Genomic DNA, 1,829 nt, shown 5'->3' with positions numbered 1-1,829 from the left:
GCTGGGTGTTTTCACGGTTCCGGCCAATTATTCTATGGTAGCTGCTAAAGGCCAGAGCAAGAATATCATGATGAATGATCTTCCTGTAACGACCAAGGCGGAAAGTCTACAAATGATTAAACTAAATGGAAAGGTATACATGAGGGTAGGGGTCAGTCTCGCGAATTCGGGTACAAAAGTACTTAGCGATCCCGGCTATAAAGCATACCTGACATCTGCTGGTGGTACGGTATTCGAGCTCAGGTTGGATGATGCCAGCAGTAGTTACAAGGTGCAGCCTCAGGAGAAGAAAACGATATACTATATGGGAGAAATCCCTTCCTATATAAAAACCGTTAATATGACGCTGCAATTCGCGCAGGAAGACTCGACTTTAAAGATTGATCTTCCAGTTCAGTCCTTCATCCTTCCTGCAGCAACAACGGCTAAATTAGCCGTGGCTAATTACGATGTCAAGAAAATTTCCATTGATAACAATACCGTAGAAACGCAGATAAAGAGCGCTTCCGTATATTCGGAGAACGAATCCGCCAAATGGAGTATTCAATTCCGTATAAAAAATGTCGGTAATAAATCTGTAACTTTACCCGCTTACGAGCTTGCAATTAAAGCCACGGAAGGATTCATCATTCCGGTGGATACAAAGGCGCTCACCAAGCTAACCTTAAAGCCGTTTGAAGAGAAGATCATTGATCTCAGCGCGGATGTGCGATTAAATCTAAATCAAAGCACGTTGCAGCTACAGTTAACTGAACCCGCTGTTGCCGACAAGATTATTGTTCCGACTGCGTATTATCAAATCCCTTATTCTCAAGAAAAGAATAGCTTTATTGGATTAGAATCCATAATGGAGAACAGTTATGGAACGTTCGGGGTAAAGCTCGACTCCATTCAGCGGCTACCATGGGCAGATGAAGATCAAATCGTAGCTAAAATCAGCATCCGCAACACAAAATTGACTACAGTAAAACTGCCTGCGCTCAAAGCTTTGGTCAAAGCGGGACTGAACGATCTCAGTAGTACGACCCAGATCGTGGCAAAAAATGCTCAAACGTCCCTTGCTCCTAATGAAACGGCAGAGATGTATGTGATAGCCAAAGTTCCTTATTCCTATAGCATCAGTCAATTAAGGGTTGTGTTGCAGGAAACCTCAGGTGATGACGTTACGAACTTCCTCTCTTTGAATACAACGATGCTAAATAATGCGATGAATACCGTTGTGTCAGGTGGCTCTTTCCATATTGATATGACAGGCAAAAAAGCAGAAATCCGCGAACGTCGGACAACTATCTATAGTGGGAGCAGCTCAAATGTGATGTATACAGAGCTGGAAATGAAAAACGAAGAACCACGTCAATCGAAACAGGCTCAGCTTGTTGCTTACTACAAAACACCTGATAATCAATATTATGAGGCCAAAGTTAGTCAATCGTCCGACGCAACAAGCCCAAATGGTAAAAATTTGGTTACAGTCTGGAGTAAGCTTCCGCAGAGTGTGAATACTTCACAGCTTGTTCTTTATATTGGCCAAGGTGTAGCTGACGGTAAACTGACAGCTCTAGGTGGTACATCCACGGGATATATCAATACGGTTGGATTATCACTTAACACGGTAGCCGTAACGCCGTCGTCCAATCTGAACAATGTGGATATGTTCCCTTACAGCCTTTCGGTTGTAAATGCAGTGGGTAAGATAAGCGAAGGTAAGGATGCATTGAATACAGTCATAACATACAACTTATCCAAAAATGGAGATTACGAAGCAGGTGCCTACGAGCACAAGCTTGTCTTGGAAATCATTGATCCGTATGGGCAAACGATGGAAAAGA

General features: G+C 43.0%; 1 pseudogene. It reads left to right on the top strand.

What is annotated here, in order from left to right:
- Positions 1-1,829, top strand: a pseudogene (locus BW961_RS30870) (hypothetical protein); the annotation flags it as partial.

Source organism: Paenibacillus macquariensis, assembly GCF_900156375.1.
Taxonomy (GTDB): Bacteria; Bacillota; Bacilli; order Paenibacillales; family Paenibacillaceae; genus Paenibacillus_AQ; species Paenibacillus_AQ macquariensis.
This window is presented reverse-complemented; position numbering and strand designations above follow the sequence as displayed.